The organism is Sphingomonas sp. CCH5-D11 (assembly GCF_001557395.1).
In the GTDB taxonomy this organism is placed as follows: domain Bacteria; phylum Pseudomonadota; class Alphaproteobacteria; order Sphingomonadales; family Sphingomonadaceae; genus Sphingomonas.
In genome coordinates this window covers 69,096-87,875 of record NZ_LSKH01000108.1, presented here as the reverse complement: position 1 = coordinate 87,875, position 18,780 = coordinate 69,096, and the positions used below count along the sequence as shown (strand labels likewise).

The 18,780-nt window shown below is 64.4% G+C and carries 10 protein-coding genes and 1 pseudogene; 5 read left to right on the top strand and 6 right to left on the bottom strand.

The window, feature by feature from the left end; all coding sequences use genetic code 11:
- The 5 genes and pseudogenes from AX702_RS07305 to AX702_RS07285 form a co-directional block, all read left to right on the top strand.
- Window positions 1–199 (top strand): annotated as a pseudogene (locus tag AX702_RS07305) (P-type conjugative transfer protein TrbL); the annotation flags it as partial.
- 2 nt (window positions 200–201) lie between these two features.
- On the top strand, window positions 202–885 hold the full coding sequence (gene trbF / locus AX702_RS07300) for a conjugal transfer protein TrbF (protein WP_066778034.1): 684 nt from the start codon (window positions 202–204) through the stop codon (window positions 883–885).
- The gene (trbG, locus tag AX702_RS07295) at window positions 882–1,940 is read left to right on the top strand and encodes a P-type conjugative transfer protein TrbG (RefSeq protein ID WP_066778031.1); all 1,059 of its coding nucleotides are present in this window, start codon (window positions 882–884) and stop codon (window positions 1,938–1,940) included. The genes trbF and trbG overlap by 4 nt, the downstream gene beginning before the upstream one ends.
- Complete coding sequence (locus AX702_RS07290; RefSeq protein WP_443026287.1) at window positions 1,937–3,190, top strand: TrbI/VirB10 family protein; 1,254 nt, start codon at window positions 1,937–1,939, stop codon at window positions 3,188–3,190. Before trbG ends, AX702_RS07290 begins: the two co-directional genes overlap by 4 nt.
- Window position 3,191: 1 nt before the next feature.
- Window positions 3,192–3,419 (top strand): DUF2274 domain-containing protein, encoded by a 228-nt coding sequence (locus AX702_RS07285; protein WP_066778082.1) that lies wholly within the window; start codon window positions 3,192–3,194, stop codon window positions 3,417–3,419.
- On the opposite strand, the gene AX702_RS07280 is transcribed toward AX702_RS07285, so the two are convergent.
- From AX702_RS07280 to AX702_RS07255, 6 genes are all read right to left on the bottom strand, one after another.
- Window positions 3,364–4,311, bottom strand: a complete 948-nt coding sequence (locus AX702_RS07280) for a LysR family transcriptional regulator (protein WP_066778088.1) — start codon at window positions 4,309–4,311, stop codon at window positions 3,364–3,366. The genes AX702_RS07285 and AX702_RS07280 overlap by 56 nt on opposite strands.
- A gap of 117 nt (window positions 4,312–4,428) precedes the next feature.
- Complete coding sequence (locus tag AX702_RS07275) at window positions 4,429–7,731, bottom strand: DUF499 domain-containing protein (protein WP_066778028.1); 3,303 nt, start codon at window positions 7,729–7,731, stop codon at window positions 4,429–4,431.
- 12 nt (window positions 7,732–7,743) lie between these two features.
- Complete coding sequence (locus AX702_RS07270) at window positions 7,744–10,569, bottom strand: DUF1156 domain-containing protein (protein WP_066778025.1); 2,826 nt, start codon at window positions 10,567–10,569, stop codon at window positions 7,744–7,746.
- The gene (locus AX702_RS07265; protein WP_066778019.1) at window positions 10,553–14,773 is read right to left on the bottom strand and encodes a sacsin N-terminal ATP-binding-like domain-containing protein; all 4,221 of its coding nucleotides are present in this window, start codon (window positions 14,771–14,773) and stop codon (window positions 10,553–10,555) included. Before AX702_RS07265 ends, AX702_RS07270 begins: the two co-directional genes overlap by 17 nt.
- Complete coding sequence (locus AX702_RS07260; RefSeq protein WP_066778016.1) at window positions 14,770–15,261, bottom strand: hypothetical protein; 492 nt, start codon at window positions 15,259–15,261, stop codon at window positions 14,770–14,772. Before AX702_RS07260 ends, AX702_RS07265 begins: the two co-directional genes overlap by 4 nt.
- Before the next feature lie 8 nt (window positions 15,262–15,269).
- On the bottom strand, window positions 15,270–18,773 hold the full coding sequence (locus AX702_RS07255) for a helicase-related protein (RefSeq protein ID WP_066778013.1): 3,504 nt from the start codon (window positions 18,771–18,773) through the stop codon (window positions 15,270–15,272).
- Between the last annotated feature and the right edge of the window lie 7 nt (window positions 18,774–18,780).

The window sequence follows — 18,780 nt, the reverse complement described above, 5'->3', positions numbered from 1 at the left end:
GTCATCGACCGCCGGTACGGTCGACGGCGACGCGCCAACCGCCGCCCAGGCGCCCTCCACGGACGGCCCGCCGGCCTGGGCCAAGAGCATGAAGCGCTCACAGCAAATGACGCACGGCGTTCAGGCCGCGGCCCATGCGGTGCGCAGCGGCGACAGCCACGGCGGCGGCTCCTCCGTCAACCTCTCCGAAAGCGACTGACCATGTTCAACCGACCGGCCACCCATTACGGCAAATCCCCACAGCCCGAGACGCCCTATCAGCGCGCCGCCCAGGTCTGGGACGAGCGCATCGGCTCCGCCCGCGTGCAGGCCCGCAACTGGCGCTTCATGGCCTTCGGTTCGCTCGCGCTCTCGATGGGTCTGTGCGCCGCGCTGGTCTGGCAATCGGCGAACGGCTCGATCGTGCCCTGGGTGGTGCAGGTCGACCGGCTGGGGGCCGCTCAGGCGATCGCGCCCGCGACCGCCGACTATCAGCCCAACGACGCGCAGATCGCCTTCTACCTCGCGCGCTTCGTCGAACAGGTCCGCTCGATCCCCGCCGACGCGATCATCGTGCGGCAGAACTGGCTGCGCGCCTACGACTTCACGACCCAGGCCGGGGCCTTGGCGCTCAATGACTACGCCCGGTCGAACGATCCCTTCGCCAAGGTCGGCAAGAGCCAGGTGGCGGTGGACGTGTCGAGCGTCATCCGCGCCTCGCCGTCGAGCTTCCGCGTCGCCTGGATCGAGCGGCGCTATCAGGACGGCGCTCTGGCCTCCACCGAACGCTGGTCGGCCATCCTCACCGTCGGCGTGCAGCCTCCGCGGGACGCCGACACGCTGAAGAAGAACCCCCTCGGAATCTACGTCAACGCCATCAACTGGTCGAAGGAGCTTGGACAATGACGCCCGCACTCCGCAAAGCCGCCCCCTGGAGTGCAGGGCGTCCGGCTTTCCGCATCCCCGCCAATCCGGCATTCCGTACATCCGGCCTGCTGCTCGTGCTGCTTTGCACGTCGGCGCTCGCCGGCTGCGCGAGCCACCTGCCGCCGCCTGAAATCGCCTATGACAACGCCGTGCCCGCCGTGGAGGCGGTCGAACCGCCCAAGCCGGTAGAGGTCGTCGAACTCCCGAGGCCCCTGCCGCTCCCCGGCCAGTTGAAGCCCGTCGCTCCCGGCGCGCGACCGCAACCCGAGGCCGCCGATCCGACCGTGCGCGTCAACCAGGCGAACGCGGCCGCGCGAGTTCAGCCGGTACGCGATGGCTTCATCAATGCGATGCAGGTCTATCCCTTCGTCGGCGGCGCGCTCTATCAGGTCTATACTTCCCCGGGCCAGATCACCGACATCGCGCTTCAGCCCGGCGAGCAACTCGTCGGCGCAGGCCCGGTCGCCGCCGGCGATACGGTGCGCTGGATCATCGGCGATACCGAAAGCGGCGGCGGCGCCGCGCGGCAGATCCACATCCTCGTGAAACCGACCCGGGCCGAACTGCTGACCAACCTGGTCATCAACACCGATCGCCGCACCTACCACATGGAACTGCGCTCGACGCCGGCGACCTATATGGCGTCGGTGTCCTGGCAATATCCGCAGGACCAACTGATCGCGCTGCGCCGGCAGAATGTCGAGGCGCAGCCGGTTTCGGCCGGCATCGATCTGGCGCGCGTGAACTTCCGCTACGATGTGAGCGGCGATCGTGCGCCGTGGCGGCCGCTGCGCGCTTTCGACGATGGCCGGCAGGTCTTCATCGAGTTCCCGCGCGGCATCGGCCAAGGCGAGATGCCGCCGCTGTTCGTCGTCGGCGCGGAAGGCGACACGTCCGAGCTCGTGAACTACCGCGTGCGCGGCAACTACATGATCGTCGACCGGCTGTTCGCCGCCGCCGAATTGCGCTTCGGCGCGGGCAAGACCCAGAAGCGCGTACGCATCTCCCGTAACGATGGGAGGCCGGCATCGTGAGCGACCCCCGCGATCCAGAACGGGAAGACGGCCGGACGCCCGCTGAGGCTCCGCGCTCGCGGCCCGACGATGACATCGACGAACGGCCGCTCTCGGGCGAGCCCGCAGCGCCTATGCGGCTGCGTCCCGAGCCGCCGCGCGTGACCCGCCTCTCGCGCAAGGTGCTGGCCGGGCTCGGCCTCGTCGCCAGCATCGGTGTCGGCGGGGCGCTGGTCTATGCGCTCCAGTCCCGCAACGACGGACATCGGGGACAGGAACTCTATTCCACCGACAACCGCGCCACGCCCGATGGGCTGAATGGCTTGCCCAAGGACTATGCGGGCGTGCCGCAGCTCGGCCCGCCGCTGCCCGGCGATCTCGGCCGCCCCATTCTCAATGCCCAGAATGGCGGCCGGACGGTTCCGACGCCGGGCATGGCCGCGACACCGCCCGGTCCCAGCCCGGAAGAACAGCGCCGGGCGCAGGAGCTGGAAGCAGCGCGCACCGCGCGCCTGTTCTCGTCCACCGAGACGCGGCCCGCCAGCACATCAGCAAGCGCCCCCGCCACGGCGCCCGCGACCGATCTCGCCAGCCTTGGCCTCGCACCGCAACCGGCCACGCCCTCGGCCCAGGATCGCCAGCTCGCCTTTCTCAACCAGACGCCCGACAAGCGCACGGTTTCGCCCGATCGGGTGGCCGCGCCCGCATCGGCCAATGTCCTGCAGGCGGGCGCGGTGATTTCCGCCGCGCTCATCACCGGCATCCGCTCCGATCTGCCCGGCCAGATCACCGCGCAGGTGACGGAGAACATCTACGACAGCCCCACCGGCCGCATCCTCCTGATCCCGCAGGGCTCCCGCGTCGTCGGCCAATATGACAGCGGCGTCGGCTTCGGCCAGCGCCGCGTCCTGCTGGTCTGGAATCGCCTGATCTTCCCGAACGGCCGCTCGATCGTGCTCGAGCGCCAGCCAGGCGCGGACGCCGAGGGCTTTGCCGGACTGGAAGATGGCGTCGACTATCATTGGGGAGAACTGTTCAAGTCGGCCGCGCTCTCGACCCTGCTCAGCGTCGGCGCCGAAACGGGCTCGTCCGGGCAGGAGAGCGACATCGTGCGTGCGCTCCGCAACGGCGCTTCCGACAGCATCAGCCAGACCGGCCAACAGATCGTCCAGCGCCAGCTCAACATCGCGCCGACGCTGACGATCCGGCCGGGCTTTCCCGTCCGCGTCATCGTCACGCGCGACCTGGTGCTCGAACCCTATGGAGGCTGAAATGGCGAAACTTAAGCTCGGCCCGATCGTCGACGACAAGCCGGTCAAGGTCACGCTGGAGCTGCCCGCGAGCCTTCATCGTGATCTCACCGCCTATGCCGAAATCCTCGCCCGCGAGGCCGGGCAGCCGGCCTCCGACCCGGCGCGGCTGATCATTCCGATGCTGGAGCGGTTCATCGGGACGGATCGCGGCTTTGCGAAGGCGAAGCGGGCGAACCCGTCCGGTTGATATACGCGCTTTCGGATCGCGACAGTATTCGAGCAAGGCTGAGAAACCTGCGAAATGCCGGATTGTCGTTTCGGCGCGACCAGATCGCACTGAACGGCAGGACCTCATCTGCGATCTGCCGATAGACGACACCGGGAAAGCGCGCGCCGGTCGCCGCCTCGCTGACCACTGTCAGTCCGCGCCCCACGGCGACCATCGACAGGAGGACATCGCGCCCGACATATTGAGGATGGATGTTCGGATGGCGGCCGAGATCCGCCAGGCGCTGGACCAGATAATCGCGGATTTCCGGTCCCGGCGCGGCATCGCTGACGATGAAGGCCTCCCCGGCGAGATCGCGCCAGCGCAAGCTCTGCTGCTTCGTAAGACCGTGTTCCGCCGGCAGGACGGCGAACACGCCTTCCGTCCATAGCTGCTCGGTTTCGCAGCCGGGCCACTCGCCCGTGCCGGTGATGAACGCCACGTCGAGCTGAAGCTGCCGGACCGCCGCGACATGGACCGATGGATTGCCTTCGATCAGTTCGACCGTCACGCGCGGATGCTTCTCGTCGAACGCCTTCATCAGGTCGAACAGGAAACCCGACGCCAGGGACGAGAAGATGCCGATCTTGACGATGCCGTCCTCGGATCGACCGATCGCAGCGACATCGTTGACGCCATTCTCGATCTGCTGGAGCGCGATGCGGACACGACGCAGAAACCGTTCGCCCGCCACCGTGAGGGAAACGCCGCCGAAATGGCGGTGGAACAAGGAAGCGCCCAACCGATCCTCGAGATCGCGGATGCGGCGGCTGACGGCAGATTCCTGGATATTCAGGAACGCCGCCGCCTTGCGAAAGCTTCCATGCTCCGCAGCCGTGACAAAGTAGTGGATGTTGCGCAACTCGATCACAATGGAGCTACTCTTCTCCACCTCTTGCCGCGCTACATTTCACCCCATCATGGTTTCATCTGTTTGAATAAAGATGGTTTTTACAAGAAAGTCGGATTGCACCACTTTCCTGCGCACTCACTCCACCGACTTCTCGACAAACCCCAGGGTGTTTGCATTCTCGACCAAAGTCCGCACCTTGGCGCGATCAAGCCCGCCCGGCACATCCGCCTCGATCTCCAGCCTCAACCGCACCTGGCTGCCGGGCAACGTCGTCAGCTGCTCCACGATCGCCTCGACAATCTGGTGAATGTCCCGGGCGGGGCGCTCCGGTGAGATCATCACCGCGCCGCTAAAGCGCGTCGGCTTCTTTTCGGTCGGCGGCGTGGCAGGCGTCTCTTCGACGCCCGGCCCGCCAGGCGCGGGCGCGGGTCCGCCGCCGTCGGCGCCTCCAGACGTATCACCTGCTCCGGGTTGCGAGGGCGCCGGGCGATGCGCTTCGGCCACGTCCGGTTTGATGATGACGCTATCGCTGTCGATCACCACAGGCGCGTTGCCGGCCCGCTCGATGGCAAGCCCCAGATAGGTATCGGTCTTCTCTTCCCATCGCTCGGCATAGGCGAAGGGACCGGGCAACATGCCGCTCACGGCCGCCTGCACGGCCTTGATCAGGACGTCCTGCCCCTTGAGGCGGGGCAGATAGATGTAGCGGTTGAGGTATTCCCGCAGATCCCTCAGCGACAGCCGCGGCTTGTCGTTCCAGATGTATTTCTGGAGATCGCGGTCCAGACGCGACGGCCCCAGCTCGACCAGCAAGCCCTCTTCCGCCACCAGCTTCTTGCTGGCGCGCGCCAGCAATCCGTCCTGCGCCGGGATCTTGCCCGAGACCCACTCCCAATCCGCCGTCGCGCTCTCCTGGACCGGATAGTGCAGATAGCACCATGCCTCCTTGAGCCGCGTTTTCATCGTCTCGTTGGCTTCGGCCAGCTTCGACTTGGCGAGCGCGCTATCGCTCTGGGTGAGGTTCAATCGTTCCGTGTCGCGGACGATCTCCCCCCATGCGAGAGAGGCGCGCACGGCGTCTTTGAGATGATCGAGCTGGCGGCTTTCCGCCGCGATGAACACCAGCATGTTGCGATAGACGCGCGGCGTGCTGCCCCGCTGCGTGAGAATGTCTTTCGCCTCGACCAAGGCTTCGGAGCCGTCCCGTCCGTTGTGCGGATATTTGACGCCCAGCACGACGGCGCGCACGCCGCCCGCTTCATCGGGGACTTCGGTGGACGAAGCCGGCGCGACCTGAACGGCGTCGAAATGCCCCCGATCGGCGAGACCGTTCACATATTTTCCGAGTTCCGCATCGATCGTCACATCGACCAGCGCCGCCTCGATCTGCGCGGCCTTGTCCGCCGCAATGCGATTGAGGCTCGCCGACATCGAGTACCAGTATCGGCCAAGATCTGCGTGCATGAACTTGGCCTGGTTGGTCAGCCGCCGCAGCGCATCGCCGAAGATCGCCGGACGCTCGCCGGGCTGTACGACGCCGAGGTTGATCTGCTTGTCGTCGAGGCCGGTGTTCTGCTGCTGCGCCGTAGGCGCGGTGCCCATGAAGATCGCGCGCGCGACGCGCCGGGTCGCCGAATAGCGGTTCAGGTTGGGCGCCGACTGATCGACCTTATACGGGGTGGACGCCGTGCCATCGACATCGCCGGCGATGATCGATTGCCAGCTCACGTCGAGATAGTGGAGCAATTCCGGCTCCACGCGCGGCGAACTCACCGCCACGCTGCCGGGCATGATCATCACCGACGGGTCGGCGTTCATCCACAGCTCGTGAATGGCCTGCGCCATGAGGCGGAGAACGCCGCGGGTGCGCTGGAATTTTTCGAGCGAACCCCAGCTCGTGTAGAGCTGGTCGAACAGCTCGGGATGGATCGGATATGCTTTCTCCAGTTTGCGCCGGTAATCCTCGTCCGCGCAGCCTTGCGGGAAATCGTTGGCGTTCTCGCGGTAGAGCTTCGCGAACTGCTTCAGCGTGTTGTCGCGGTGGTGGAACTTGTCGCCGGGGATTTCCTTGAACAGCCGCCGCCGGACAATCTCATAGCTCTCCTCCTGGCTCGCCGGACGCCATGAAGATTCCACGCGGCTGAAGGTCTGCTTCAGACGCGCCAGCGCTTCCTGGCCGCCTTCGCCGCCCACCTCGATCTGCGAGGCCGGCAAGGACGCGACGAGCAGCGTGCCGGGGCTGGCCTTGACCGCCTCGGTCAGCGACTGGACGAAGGACAGGTTGGCATCGAACGACCCCGATGGCAGCCCCTCGACCTTGTAGATCTGACGCAGGTACGCGACCCATTCGTCGATCAGGATCAGGCACGGCGCATATTTCTTGAAGAGCGCTTCCAGCAGGTTCGAGCCCGGCGCGATGCCGCTGGCGTCATTCTCCGCGACCATGGCGAAAGCGTCGGCGCCGCCAAGCTGCCAGGCGAGTTCGCCCCAGGTCGTACGGATCTTCCGATCGCCCTCGGCAAGGAGCACGTCCTGCGGCCCGCGCGACGTGCCGACGAGCACGGCGCGGTTGACGCCCTGCGGCACGCTGAGCCCCTGCTTCTCGAGCAGTTGATCGAGGCCGGAGAGATCCTGGATCGGGGTCGGCCCCGCCATGTGATAGAGCGCCAGCATCGAGTGCGTCTTGCCGCCGCCGAAATTGGTTTGCAGTTCGACCACGGGATCGCCGCCGCTGCCGGACAGCCGCTTCGCGGCTCCGACCAGCAGAGTGCTCAACCCCTCCGTCAGATAGGTGCGGCTGAAGAACTGGCGCGGATCGCGGTATTCTGGGGGCGCGCTGCCCGAATGCACCTTGGCGAGGTCGGCCGCGAACTCGGCCTGCTGGAACTCGCCGGTTGCGACATCCTGGTGGGGTTCGACCACTTCGCGCCACGGCAGCAGCCCCGCCACGGTCTCGACCGAAATCTCAAGGCGCTGGGTTTTCCGCCGCTCCTCGTTGCGCTGAAGCTCCGTGAACTTCGTGCGCAGGATGGTATCACGCATCTTGCCGAGCTGCTCCGCCGTCTCGCCGGCGCTAATCGCCTCCATCAGGCGTCGCATGGAATCGAGCGCACGTTCGGCGTCGTCGTAGGTGAAGGTCTCGTTGTGCGAGAGCTTGTTGCGGACATCCCCCAGCTCATTGACTAGCGAGCGCTCGGCGCGGCCAAGCACGGCCTTGAACGCCTCGCTCCAAAAGCGATCCATGGCGTTGAACAGCGCGGCCTGGTCCCAGCCGACCTCGCCGCTGCTGTTAGGGCGCAGGTTCGGCAGCTTCTCCAGCACCTGGACCTGCCAGTGCCCCTTGAGAGAGGTTTCGAGCCGCTTTTCGACAAAGGGAATCAACGCCGCGGGCAGCAGCTCCATACCCTCAAACACATACTGGCGCGTACTTTTTGCCACGTCCCGTTCCCCTTAAATGTCCAGCCGGATCTGCCGATCGCCGCGCGTGTCGTGGATGGCCGCCGCCGCCTTCGTCAGCTCGGTCCAATCGGCGATCAGGGCGTTGTAGGCCGTGGCCTCCTTCGCATCCTTCCGCTTGTTGGCGCTGATGTCGTAGAGGCAGTAGGCGAGATCCTTCACGGCCTCGGCCTGGGCGTTGATCTTCCTGAGCAGGACGGCGGTGTCGTGAGAGATGCCGTCCTTTTCGTGCAGACGGACCAGATGCTGGAGGCACTCCCACACCGTCAGGTGGCGATCGTCCTCCGGGTCCCAATCCTCGTCGAGTTCGTCACGCGCGAGGATGCGGACCTTACCGGCGGCACTTTCGACAATGCCCGCATGCTTGACGCTGTCGACGGAAATGCCGCGCGCACGGGCGAGGTTGTCGGCAACCCCGTAGTCTCCTTTACCGTTCCCGTTCTGCTCGAACCAGGTGATGGCGAACCGCGTGTCCGCGTCGAACTCACCCTGAATGCCGCCAAGATATTCGTCGAGTTCCCGATTGATGAGCTGAAGTGCGGTCTTCACGCTCATCGGGCTATCGTCGGATTCAAGAACGGCCTTGTAGCGCGAGAACACTCCCATACCGGGGCCGATGGCCGATTGCGGCATATCGGCCGGCGCGATGTTGGCGGCCTGAAGGTCGGCGATTGCCGGTGGCAGTTCGCGTTTCAGAGCTCGAATAAACTCGGCGCGCGTGACGATCTCGGCCGTGCTCTGCTTTTTCCGGCACACCAAGACGACTGAATTTGCAAGAGCGTTGGTTCCTGTCGCAACGATCCGTCCAGGACTTTCGGTACGGACCGGCCAGGTGCCAACAACCGAAAACCCGGAAGTAATTACCGCCTGTAAAAAGGTTGCCCAACCTGTTGAGCTAACCCCCTCTTGTTCAACTTCACTTTGCTTAAATGCGTAGTAAATGGTGGTCGGGAACGCTTCTGAAGCGTGCTCGGCCATTCGCCCTACTGCTGCACTCATTCCATCTAGGAAGAATGAATCCGCAGCTTCTTGCGTGCCGTATCTGTTTCGCGTTGCGACGAGTTCCTCGGCTTTTGGGGTCGACAATATTCCAAAAAGCGAAGGGTCAACATCCAGCAGCGACCGTCGCAGCCAAACAAAAAAGAAGTCTGATAGGTCTGCATATTCTATGTTGTCATAGTATGGCGGATCAGTGGAAATAACCACTCCCGCTGGATATGGAGCATCCGTTGCCGATGACTGATATAATGTTCCATTGCGTTCGGTTGGAAGCTCTGCAACCACCTTCGAGATTTTGTCGATAGGCGTCAGCCAATTTCCGGCAGAGTCCGAAAAGAAGTTAACCTCAGCAAAATCCCAAGCCATTGGAATTCCTTGGCGCGCGAACGTTTCTCGCAGCGCGCCCCGATCGCTCATCCAACTGGTGACGCTCGAGCCCAGATTTGTGAGTTTTGAAATAGCAAAGGCAAGATAGATGCTGACTGCTTCGGCATAAGCGAAGGCCCCACTTGCGCCATTCACAAGGTGTTCTTTCCCGGGATCTAGCCCTTTCTCTTCTGCGGCTCTTTGAATTTCTCTCCTGGCATCCTTAAGCAATTCGCCAAATGTCAACAGCGCAACCCTTTGGCGATCTGTAAAATAATCAGCGAACGTATTGAACCCATATCGTCGGCCTTGAGCGTTGCTGGCAAACGTGCCCCGACATGGCACTTCTAAGTGAGTTGCATCGAATGCTCGCACCAATTCTGAGCCAGAAGCAATAGCCGCTGATTGCTCAAGCGCACCTGCACCTACATAAATTCTGCCACCTTTACCTTCAGCCACAATCGCCATTAGCGATTGACCCATCTTGCCCGCAGCAGCCTGCCTATCGACGTAGGCCCCTGAAATCGGCGTATCTGAGAAAAGGCACCGAAAGACAGCGCGTCCGGCCTTAGTCCCCTCTTTCGCGTTGGCAATTTCCGCCTTCGTGCCGCCGTATCGGACCCGGTAAGTGATTGTCTTGGCGTGTCGATCAACGATCGGTTCAACCCAAGCCTCTTTCCCGGTCTTCGAGCTTAGCAAGAAGCTCGATGCAATCGGCACCTGCACACCCGTGAACGCCGGATCTGGGCTTGGCACTGTCCTTGTCCAGATCCAGGCGATAACGGTCCCTTTGCCGCCCCCATATTCCTTCGACAGATCCACCTGCGGATAAAGATGCCCGATGCGTTCCCACGCCTTCTCGCGCATCCACTCGCCATAGTATTTGACGTCCTCTGCCAAACCCTCGGCGTTACGATAGAAATGCCGGGCTTTCGCGCCTGGATGGATGGGCTCCTGGTCTTTGAACTTGGGCGGGATCTCGATCATCGCCTTGCCGATCATCACCGCGACCGGGTTCAGGTCAGACCCGTAGGCGGGCAGACCGAGGCGCTGCGCCTCCAGCGGGATCGATCCACCGCCCGAGAACGGGTCATAGACCGGCGGCAACTCGCCGCCGCAGCTCTTGCGAATTTCGGCGCGGGCGCGCTCCAACACTTCCTCGTTGGTCGAGTTCTCCCACTTCACCAGGTCCTCGATGATGGCGAATAGCCGTTTACGCTCGGCCTCCTGCGCCTCGGGCGTGGGGAAGCTTTCCGGGTCGCTCGACGGATCATCGACAAGCTGGGCGAACAACACCGCTCGACAGGCCGCCAGCGGCCGACGCGCCCACCACAGATGCAGCGTGGACGGGTGTCCATGCCGGATCGATTTCTCGCGCGCGGAGGCAGCGTTGATCGCTTCGAGCGGGATCGCAACCTCGATCAGCTTCTTCTTGATGTTAGTCGTCGAGGTCATAAACAAGCCTGTAGGTGGCGGGATGGATGGTCAGTTCGCCGCCGTCGCGCAGGGCGCGCAGGCGGGCGCCCGTCATTTCGACGGGACCACCCTCCGGGTTGATGAGGATGAACGAATAGAGGTCCGGCTTCTGGTCCAACAGGCCCCAGACGTCGGCTTCGAGCTGGAGCGGTTCGTGCTCCAGGCAATGGTCCTTGGGATAATAGTGCCGCAGGATCTCACCGCCGGCCGAGCGGCGCTCCCACGGGAAGCGCGTGCCGTTGCCGCGGCCGATCCAGCTCCCGTCTGCATGGAAGAAGCGATCCTCGCCATCGGCTTTGTATCCTTGGGCCAAGGCAAACCGCGCCATCACGCTCGGACGCGGCGGCTTCGGCGCGGCGCGGGGCCTGGTCGCCACCTCCGTTTCGATCAGCTCTCGATCCGGCTCCGCGGTCGATGGCGCGGCCGTGGGCTGCGTTGCGGGCTCATCCTCCTCCGAGTGGGGATCTTCCGCATCGACCGGGTTGGCATCGCTGTGCGCGTCTTCCGCCAACCCATCGACGCCATCGTCATCGTCGGGTTCGGCGACGGGCTGGGCCACGGGAGCGGCGACGATGTGCTCAGGGCCGAGTGTGAAATTCTCCTCGAGATACTCCCTGATGTCCTCGGGCGACCGCTCGAACGCATAGGCCAGCGCCGCGCGCATATCCGCGCTCAGGTTCCTGCCGATCTCTTCCGGCACGCGCTTGGCGAGCTTGGCTTTGGAAAGCGGGCTGACGAACAGCTTGCCCTCGAGCCACAGGATGTCGGTGAGCCGCGCCGTCCCGGCCGGGACGCCATCGAGATAGGGAACGACCTCCAGCTTGGGGGTCTGGACCCAGCTCGTCACCGCGATCGCTTCGGCCAGCGCCCGCACACGGTCGGTCTCGGCGGCGTCGGCAAGCTCAATCCGTCCGAGTTGGGTTCCGAATGCCGTGAGCCAGGCACGGCGATCTTCCATACCGGCCAGCAGCGACGGCTGATTGAAGTGCTCTTCGACAAGGTCCGATAGCGCCGGCAACGCCGAGAACGGGGGCGCCAGCACGGTCTCCCCTGACAGCCGCTGAAAATCGGCGGTCTTGCGCTTGACCCATTCGTGCAGGTGGCTCCACCGGAACAGGGTCTGCATGCTCAGGCCATAGGCGAGCGTCTCGACCGGCGCCCACTCGCCCACGAGGTTCAACCAGTGTCCGCATTCCTCCCAGATGCGGGTCGGGTAGCGGACCAACAGGGTGCGAACGCGCCGGGCGTCGTCGGCCGACAGCACCTTTCCCGAGGCCACCGTCCCGAGCCATTGCAGCGCCAAGTCCGCCGATGGGCGATCGGCGACACCGACACGGTGCCACAGGCTGAGATCGAGCACCGACGCGCGCACGATCGCAGCGCCGGGAACATCCTCCTCGTCCCCCGCCAGGAAGACACCGCCGGACGTCACCCACGTCCCGTCCTGGGCGAGGATCAGCTTCTCCGCCTTGAAGGCGGTTCTGATGTTCTGCGCGTCGGCGGTCGAGCATCCGTCGAGCATCTGATCGAGGCGGCGATACCATTTCTCGACCTCGTGGGCCGGAGCCTTGTCGGATTTGGCCAAGGCGCGCAGCCGGTCGAGCAGACGCCCAGGACCGCTCGGCTTGCTGCGGACGCCGAGAAGGTCGAGCAGGGGGCGCGTGGTTTCGCGATCGAGCAGCCCATGCACGAAGGGCTCGACATCGATCAACGCCTCTGTCTCCGGCGTCCTGCGCACCAGATCCGCCGGAAGCTGGACCATATTGCGCGTATCGAGAAGGCAGGGCTTGGCACGCAGCTTCAACAGCCAGTCGGTCAGCAGGCGCTCCGACGACACCGATCGCGTGGACCCGGTGGTCGCCACCTGTGAAAAGCGGGCGCTGACGGCCCGCGACCAATAGGTGTCGCGCTGATCCAGGATTTTGCCGACGATCTTCGCCCAGATACCCGCATCCGTCTTCGCCAGTCCCTCCCAATAGCGCCAGTAGTCGGCAGGGAAATCCCAGTCTTCAATGACGAACTGGTTGGTGACATAGGGATAATAGAGCGCGCTGCGGGCGCCGCGCGCCTGCGCCTCCGATGTGAGCTGCTGTCGCCCGTAAAGGCTCTGCCGCTTCTGAACCAGGGGTGCCATGGTCTGAAGCCCCGACCGGCCAGACGACACCCAGCGCAGCCAATCCTCCCGCGTGCAGGACTTGAAGCTCGCGACATAGTCGCCGTGCAGGAGCTGCGTCTTTCGGACGGCCTCCGGTAGCAGCTCCTCCAGCGCGCCATTCTCGTCGAACAACACGACCTTGCCGATCGCCCGGAGAGTTCGATCGGCGCAGGCATATCGGAAAGAGTCGCCGATCGTGACCCCGAGCTTGGCCGCGATCTGGGCAAGCTGGACGCACTCGGCGAGCTTCGGTTGGCCGGAGCCAAAATAGTCGGCGGCGACCCGCTCGATCACGGCGTTGACATCGCTCGTCCCGTCGAGGCCGATCTCCTTCAGCACCGCAAAGGCCGCCTCGACGGGATCGTTGCGGGTTCCGCCCTCTGCCTTGTCACGGCGCTGATCGGCGAGGAATCGGGTCCAGTTCTGGTTGAGGACGATCAGATGGCTGGCGAGGAACTCCCAATCTTCCTCCGACTGAAGCAGCTTCTTTTCGCCGAGCCGGACGATCTCCGACGCGGCGTAGAGCACTTCCTTGCCCTGTACGGGCACGATCCGCAGGGCGTCGGCATCATGGCACTGCCATCCCGTCACCTCCGGCGCGATATAGACCCACAGGTTCAGAAGGTGGCGCCAGGTCGCCGGCTTCGGCAGATGGTTGCTGCGCAGGCGCTCAAGCAAATCGGACTTCGAGAATTCCTCGATCAGCCCCCAATGAACAAGCTTGGTCCGGTTCTTGGCCGAGACATGCTGGCAAAGCGCCGGCCGGGACTTGGCGTCGAGCAGCGCCATCGCCTGGTCAGCCGGCCAGATGTCGAAGACAGGGCGCGGAACGGTGATCGCGGCCTTGGCCTCGACCAGTCTCCCCTCCTCCGTCAGGAGGATCGGTCTGCCTTCGACCGCGGCGTCAAACGCCAGTTCGACAAGGGCGCCGCACGCCCCTTCGAGCGTGGCCGCCTCTCGATCAACGTCCGGCAGCAGACCATAGGCGTCCGCCCGGTCCTGCGGGCCGGTCTTCGTCTGCTCCAGCCACTCCATCATGGCGCTGGCGGCTAACTCGCCAGCGCGGCTCAGCAGCCAACGATTGGTTGGCGAGGTCTCCGGGTCCTTGATCTTGAGACGCGCCGGGTCCTGGATGAAGGGCGCATTGCAGGCGAAAGGCAGCGCCGTGTCCACGCCGGTCGGCAGCACGACATAGAGGCGGCCCTTTGCGCCCAGCACGATCTCTACCCGGCAGGGCGGGAAATCACCACTATCCTCGGCCCCGAGCATCCGCTCCTTGCGGATCTCGTCGAGCGCTTCGGCCGGGAAGGATTCCTCTCCCGAACGCACGAGGAGGAAGGGATTGTCGGCTTTCTCGTCCAAAGCCATCCATTCGCTCTCGGCGATGGGGCCAGGTCCAAGACTCTGCCAGTGCACCTCGCCGTCGCCGATCTGAAGGCGGCGGATCTTCTTGAAGAACAGCAACGACACCGGGCTCTTCAGCCACTCGTCGAGGTTCTTCTCGACTTCTCGGCGCAGCAGCGGGTTGGCGATCGCGACTTCGACGCGCGTGGTTCCCGTTGTCGGACGACGGCTGTCGATCCAATGCGGCTGAGTGAACCGCACACGCTCGAAGGCCACCGCCAGCGTCGGCGTGAACAACTCAACCCGATCGCCCAGACTGAACGTGCTTTTGAATCCGATCCCGCGGAAGCCGATCGTGTGCAGGGCGCGCTTGTTGGAATAGCCGAAGCGACAAATCGAGGCGAAGTGGGCCTCGATGAAGTCCTCGCCATTGTGCTCGAACACAAAGCGGTCGTCCTCGATCGACACCCGCGCTTCGCTGGCGCCGGCGTCGTCGGCGTTCTGGAGCAACTCGGACAGAATGTGCCGCGGGCTCTGCACCTGCTTGAAGAGCTGGTGCCAAGGGCCGGCCAGCTCCGGGTCCGCCTCAAGCTGGTCCCAACGCTTAGTCGCGCGTTCCTGGATCGACCGGAAATAGTCGGGCGGATCGGCAGCAATGGTTTCGATCTGGCGGCTCACGCTCATAGCGAAAGCTCCAGCGTCGAAGGCGTGGCGACCAATTCCGGGCCGCGCGGCGGCGCCGTCTTGCGCCAGCCGCCCTTGATGGTCTGGATGGCGGAGATCGGCAGCCGCTGCTCGGCGGGCAGCTCGTGCAGATCGCAAACATGCCAAAACACCGCCCAGTGGCCCTGATTGTCGGCGATATATTGGCCCGTCGTCGGCGGCCGATGCGCCATTCCCTTTGAATGCTTACCGTTTCCGCTCTCTTCGCAGCCGGCATACCATCCGAGCCAGGACACGACGAAGCTAAGCTTGGCGGGCACATCCTCATGTGACGGATAGATGAGGACCGGCACCCGCGCGCCACCGCGCAGGTCGTCGACCTTGCGAAACAGCTCCCATTTGCGCGACCCGAAGGCGACGAAGCCCGTAGCGTCGGCGATGGCGCCCCCCGATTGAAGGTGCTCCAGCGGCACGGGGGCCAGGATGGAAAAATCCGCGATGCCGGTCATATCGCCCCCTATGCCGGCTCTTGCGCCCGCTCTAGCAGGCGTCGGAGGTCAAACTGGATCGCGGTCTCGAGAAACGACGGTTCCCGTTCCACGAGCGGACCGCGCACATAGCGCGGCGCATGGGCAAAGCCGGCGGCGACCGGCACGATGGCGAGAATGAACTTCTCCGGTTCATGCAGGGAGGTGATAACCTCCTGGCGCGTGACCATCACGCTGTCCGCGCCGTCGATGCGGCCCTTGACCTCGATGAAGCGCAGATGCCCCGACCTCGGATCGTGGGACGCGATGTCGTAGCCGATCTTCTGGGCGGAGACGTCGGCGGGCTCGTTGCCCAGCGCCCGCTCGGCCGCCATCACAGCCGCCATCGCCGCGAGCTCGATCTCCCGGCGCGCGGCCGGGTCTTCTGCGAAATGGTTCGGAATGCTCGGCGCCTGACGCTCTTCGAGCAGCCCGCGGGGGATGACGACCATGCCGCCCCGCACGCGCGGGGGCTGCGACGAGATGAACCGCTCCCGTTCAAGCTGGTCCATGCGGCGCTTCTGCCGATCCGCCAGCTCTTCGGCACGGCGCTGCGCGTTCTGCCAGTTCACCCGCGTTTTCTTGCCGGCGCGCTCTTCCTCCTTCAGCTCGAAGGCGCGCGAGTCCCAGTAATTGATCTCTTTCTTGAGGCGAGCGCGAACCTCCTGTTCGACCTTTTCGATCTCGGGCAGCCGCCGTGCCTTGACCTCCGCGACGTGGCCTTGGGCCAGCTCGACCGTCGCGAACCGGATCGCGACCTTCTCCAGATCGGTGGTCAGCCAACTCTCGTCCAGAAGATCGCGCACGCTGCCAACTTCCTCCGGCGTTGCCGGCCGCAGATTCAGATGCGGCGCGATGCCGGCGTTGACGGTGTTTCCTGCCTTGTCGATCGCGGCGAACTGTAGCCGCTGCGAGATCACATGCGGCTTGCCGGCGCTGGTGACGCGGCCGTCCTGGATCGTATGTTCCAGCAGGAAAATCGCTGAGAGCGCATCGCCCGCGTCGGTGTCGTCGACCAGGACCGCGCCCTGCCGCATGATCTGCTCATACTGTTCGCGGATCAGGCTGATCACGGCTTCGAGCAGCGGGTGGCCGGGACAAACGAAGGCGGCGACGGGCTGCTGGTTGATCTTGTCCTTCTCGAAGCAGATGCGCTCATACTGCGCCTGGAGCGGTGCGCCGGTTCCGATCTGGCGATCCCGCTCGCGGATGCGCACCGGGACATGCGTGACCTCCCAACGCCCGTCCTCCCGGCGCTTGATCCGCCCGCCCAGATGCTGGAACGCCTCGACGAAGAAGCTCTGGATGTGGTGCGGCTGTAGGCGCAGCGCCTCGGCGCGCTCCATCTCCAGCCGTAATTCCTCGACCCTCGCTTCCGGCATGGTGTCATTGGTCAGGGCGCGGCGGCGCAGCAGTTCGAGCAGGTGCGCCTGATCCACCGCACCATCGACCTGCTGGAAAAGACGCGCTTTCACGTCCTCCTGCTCGCCATACTGGATCGCCTCGAACAGCAAATCCTTCAGCGCCACGCCGTCGAACAATTCGCCGAGCACGTCATAGACCCGGCCGCCCAGCGCCTCGCGCGCCGCTTCCAGTTTCTCCAGCAGCCGCGCGTAAACCTCGCCCTCGCGGGTATCGGCAGCGACGAGATTCCAGAGGTGACAAACCTCGGTCTGGCCGATGCGGTGGATACGGCCGAACCGCTGCTCGATCTTGTTCGGATTCCACGGCAGGTCGTAATTGACCATGAGATGGCCGCGCTGGAGGTTCACGCCCTCGCCCGCCGCGTCGTTGGCGATCAGGACCAGCATGTCCTTGTCCTGCATGAAACGCTCGACGACCTTGCGCCGCTCTTCGCGCGACACGCCGCCGTGGATCACCTCGACAGCCTCGGGGTTGCCGAGCCGCGCCCGCACTTTTTCAAGCAGGTAGTGCAGTGTGTCCTTGGGCTCGGTGAAGATGATCAGCTTGCGACGATTGCCGGCCGCGTCGACCATGAGATCGTCGTCGAGAATACGATTGAGCTGGCTCCACTTCGCATCCACGCCTGAGCGCAGCACGGCGAGCGCCATCGTCTCCAACCCCTTCAGGGTCTCGACTTCCAGAGCGAGTTGCTCGACCGTCTCGGCCGTCGTGGCGCCCGTCGAGATCAGATCCTCAAGCTCGTCGATCTCCTCCTGGCCATACTCCTCGATGTTCCGCAGGATGTCGGCGTTGATCGCCGGCTCGGTGGCACCGGCCCGGCGGCCCTTGGCGGCCAGGCGCGCTTCGCCCAGCTCGTTTTCCAGTCGTTCCCGGCGACGCTTGAGGGAATGGTAGATGGCGGCCGGTGACGAGGCGAGACGCCGCTGAAGGATCTGCAACGCAAAACCGACATTGTTGCGCTTCTTCCCGTCGCCCTCCGCGAAGCGCTGCACGCGGTTCATCTCGGTGCGCACATATTCGGTGACGGCGGTGTAGAGCGCGGCCTCCCCTTCCGAGAGCTGATACTTGACCGTGCGCGCGCGCCGCTCGGGGAACAGCGGCCGACCGTCGAACTTGAGCAGCTCTTCCTTGGTCAGCCGCCGCATCATGTCTTCGGTGTCGGCATAGTGGACACCGTCGCGAAACCGGCCCTCGAACCGATCGCCGTCGAGGAGAGCCATGAAGAGCTGGAAATCCTCTTCCTTGCCGTTGTGCGGCGTCGCCGACATCAACAGCAGGTGGCGGCAGACCTGGCCGAGCTTCTGGCCGACCTGATAGCGGCGGGTATATTTGACCTCGCCGCCGAAATAGGTCGCGGACATGCGATGGGCCTCATCGCAGATGATCAGATCCCATTCGCGCGCGCTCATGAGCTTCTCCTGAAGCTCCTCATTGCGCGCCAGCACGTCGAGGCGGACGATCAGCCGATCCCGGTCGCTGAACGGATTGCCCGACCGCGAGTTCTCGATCATGTCGCGGGAGAGGATGTCGAACTCGAGATTGAATTTCTGGCCGAGTTCGTCCTGCCATTGCTCGACCAGGCTGCCCGGCGCGACGACGAGGCAGCGTTCGAGATCGCTGCGGGCGATCAGCTCCTTCATCAACAGCCCGGCCATGATCGTTTTGCCGGCGCCGGGATCGTCGGCAAGGAGGAAGCGAAGCGGCTGCCGCGGCAGCATTTCGCCATAGACCGCCGAGATCTGGTGCGGCAGCGGATCGACCAGGCTCGTGTGAATCGCCAGGTACGGGTCGAAATAGTGCGCCAGCTTGATGCGGTTGGCTTCCGTCACCAGGCGCAGCAACGCGCCGTCGGCATCGAACGACCACGGTCGGCCGTTCTGCTCGACCTCGAGACGGTGCTCATCGTCGCGATAAAGAACAGCCTCGGCTACCGTGCCGTTGTGGTCGCGGAAAACGACGTTGATCGCCTGATCGCCGATCCAGTCGATCGAAAGCACATGCACGGGCTGCGCCGAAGCGACGCCTCGCACGGAGGCGCCGTTCTTTATCTCCTCAAGCCTTGCCGGCATTGCTCGG

Coding starts and splice junctions, on each gene's coding strand:
- trbG (WP_066778031.1), top strand. CDS start 882: ATGACGCCCGCACTCCGCAAAGCCGCCCCCTGGAGTGCAGGGCGTCCG.
- AX702_RS07255 (WP_066778013.1), bottom strand. CDS start 18,773: ATGCCGGCAAGGCTTGAGGAGATAAAGAACGGCGCCTCCGTGCGAGGC.
- AX702_RS07260 (WP_066778016.1), bottom strand. CDS start 15,261: ATGACCGGCATCGCGGATTTTTCCATCCTGGCCCCCGTGCCGCTGGAG.
- trbF (WP_066778034.1), top strand. CDS start 202: ATGTTCAACCGACCGGCCACCCATTACGGCAAATCCCCACAGCCCGAG.
- AX702_RS07270 (WP_066778025.1), bottom strand. CDS start 10,569: ATGACCTCGACGACTAACATCAAGAAGAAGCTGATCGAGGTTGCGATC.
- AX702_RS07265 (WP_066778019.1), bottom strand. CDS start 14,773: ATGAGCGTGAGCCGCCAGATCGAAACCATTGCTGCCGATCCGCCCGAC.
- AX702_RS07285 (WP_066778082.1), top strand. CDS start 3,192: ATGGCGAAACTTAAGCTCGGCCCGATCGTCGACGACAAGCCGGTCAAG.